This is a genomic window from Moraxella sp. CTOTU48268 (assembly GCF_032069585.1).
GTDB classification, from domain to species: Bacteria; Pseudomonadota; Gammaproteobacteria; order Pseudomonadales; family Moraxellaceae; genus Faucicola; species Faucicola cinerea.
Window position 1 is genome coordinate 1 of the sequence record NZ_DAMALV010000074.1, and the last position, 2,642, is coordinate 2,642.

The 2,642-nt window shown below is 41.3% G+C and carries 2 protein-coding genes and 2 pseudogenes; 1 reads left to right on the plus strand and 3 read right to left on the minus strand.

Features of this window, described 5'->3' with window-relative positions; translation table 11 throughout:
* Positions 1-563, minus strand: a 563-nt coding sequence (locus tag RT143_RS12205) for an AraC family transcriptional regulator (RefSeq protein WP_313093354.1), incomplete at its 3' end; no start/stop codon positions are given.
* A gap of 169 nt (positions 564-732) precedes the next feature.
* On the opposite strand from RT143_RS12205, the gene RT143_RS12210 reads away from it, so the two are divergent.
* The gene (locus RT143_RS12210; protein WP_313093357.1) at positions 733-1,755 is read left to right on the plus strand and encodes an alpha/beta hydrolase; all 1,023 of its coding nucleotides are present in this window, start codon (positions 733-735) and stop codon (positions 1,753-1,755) included.
* Between the two features lie 523 nt (positions 1,756-2,278).
* Here the strand turns inward: RT143_RS12210 and RT143_RS12215 are convergent.
* Both RT143_RS12215 and RT143_RS12220 read right to left on the minus strand, forming a co-directional pair.
* Positions 2,279-2,401: pseudogene (locus RT143_RS12215) on the minus strand (IS3 family transposase); the annotation flags it as partial.
* Positions 2,402-2,447: 46 nt separating this feature from the next.
* Positions 2,448-2,642, minus strand: a pseudogene (locus tag RT143_RS12220) (IS5/IS1182 family transposase); the annotation flags it as partial.

A 2,642-nucleotide genomic window follows, 5' to 3' on the forward strand; every position in this document is an offset into this window, starting at 1 on the left:
TCGGCGCTGTCTTGCGACAGTAGTTTTTGTAAGCTTGCACCGTGTTGATCATACAGTAGGCGAAGCATGATTTCTTGCATGATGAGTGGCAACAATTCATCTTTTAATTTGTCATCATTCAATTTGAGCAGCCGCCACACTGCATCAATCAAGTCATCTCCTGTCTTGACCACAGACAAGGCGCGAATCTCGCTCAAATCATCAGCACAATTTATTGCATTTTTCGGCAATAAAGCCAACAACTTATCCGCATCAAGGGCGATATGTACGCACAGATAAGGCTCGCTTGCTGTCGCCTGCATGATTTGGGTAGTAATTGGCATATCAAGTGCCACCACAGCGGAAAATCCTGCCCCATATTCAAGGATTTGCTCGCCACAAATCATGCGTTTTGCCCCAGATACCGTTAAAGTAAGGCTTAACGGATACACGCTATAAATCGGTGGTGTATGAATACTGTCAAAGCGAAAAATTTCTACGCTGGACAATTTTGTTGGGGTTATGCCGTTGTTTTGGGCAATTTTTTTGGCTAAATTGGCTAGATTCTTTAAAGTTTCTATCATATGTTTTTCATAATATTTTTTGATAATACTATTATAAGATTAATTTTAGAAAAAATTTATTAAAAGTTATATTAGGCAATGAATTCGTTGTTTTAGGCAAAAATATTTTATTAAGTGTTGTTATAATGACCATAACGTTTACTACTCTACATAAAAAAGCGAGAGCAATATGAGCTTACTTGGCAAAAAACCGGTTGACAACCCAAATCCAGAAAATATCGGTCAACATGATGTTGATCCACTTAAAGTTGCAGGCAATGCGGCACAAGCCACTGTTTCTGCGGTCGTCAATAAACTTCACCCTGTTATCGAATCTTACGCCCAACTTTTTAAAACAGGCGTGCGTACTCCTGTGCTGCGTCGTCCAGACGAGTATGGCATGGACTATGAAGAGATGTATTTTCCGTCGGACGACGGTGTACCGCTTGAAGCCTGGTTTATTCCTGCTGATTCCAACAAACTGCTGATTGTTAATCATCCTATGACCTGTAACCGTTATGGCTTTCCAGGGCATTTGCCACCGTATAACACCATGTTTGGCGGTTTTGAAGTCAATTTCTTGCCAGAGCTTAAACACTTACATGACGCAGGCTACAACATTTTGACTTATGATTTGCGTAATTGTGGTTTAAGTGGGGACGCCAATGGTGTTACCAGTGGACTGGGCTTATTAGAATACCGTGATGTGATTGGTTCGGTCAAATTCGTCCAGTCGCACCCTGTACTTAGTAAAATGGATTTGGGTTTGTTTAGCCGCTGCATGGGCGGTAACTCAACCATTATCGCCATGGCAAAACAACCTGATGTTTTCAAAGATGTCAAAGCTTTGGTATTATTAAATGTAGTATCGGGTCGTACCTTTATCGAAAAAGCCGCTGAAATGGTCAAGGCTGACCCAGAAGAAACCGTGGCAGAGTTTAACGAGCGTCTGCGTGAATTGACAGGTTTTAATGTCGATGAAGAAACGCCACGTCTATACGGGCATGCAGTCAAAGTACCAACGATGATGGCGCAGCTTAGACGAGATTTCTTAATTTATGCTGAAAAAGATGGTCAAGAAATTTTTGATGCTATAGGTGCAGAAACTAAAGAATTAGTATGGATTGAAGAATCGAATCAGCGTTTCTATGCTTACAATCACTTTGGGGCTCATCCCGAAAAATTGATTGGTTGGTTTGATAAGTATCTGTAACTCTTGATTATTTTAGGCATATGCTTCAAAAGGTTTACTTTGGGTCATCCCAGAATTTGGAGAAGATAGTAGGCTAAGGTATTTAGTCGAGTATTTTTAGGAATAATAATGGTTAAATTGTCTAAAAAATGGTGGTTTTTTAGACAATTTATTTTGGGTAAACAACAAGGGCTTTTATTAGCCCCCCATTCTTGTATAGCAAATTGTCAATCAAACAAATGCTAACCATTCTTAACAGCGAAAGTTTTTAATGAGCAACGCACAGTAGCACTTGGGGTTCAACTTTTGCAATTTTCAGCAGAACGCTAGCCGCCTTTGATGGATAGCGTTTCCCTTGCTCCCAAGCTTGTAAGGTTCGAACTGAACCTTCATGGTTTTATCTGAGACAGGTTTACTTGAGTCAGGTAGCATAGCCTGACGGAATTAATGAACAATAGTAGATATTCTCCGTATCCACTACGAGCATAGCCCTACGTCTTGCACTGCTTCACCCGAGTGCAAGACGTAGGGCTATGCCCGAAGTGGAGTCGCCAGTCGTACCGACTGAGGCAGCAAGTCCCGATTGTTTAAGCCGTTCACCGTATTTAATCGATGGATACTGACTACCTTTATCGGAATGGTGAATTACCCCACTTGGTCTGCCACGAGCGTCTATTTTTCTCAAGCCAAGCAAACGAACGTTCTACAACTCATCGCTTTGGTATGACTTTAAACCTCTGCAGTTCATCTCTTTTGGCAACTTCTGTGGTAACGGTTTCGCCTAAAATAGATTTAACACTATTAGCAAATGCCTCACCTCGATAACCGCTATCAACCATCACATTTTTTACGTGGCTTAAGCGTTTAGCATGTTGACGAAGTAACGTTTTAGCACCCTCACGGTCGGT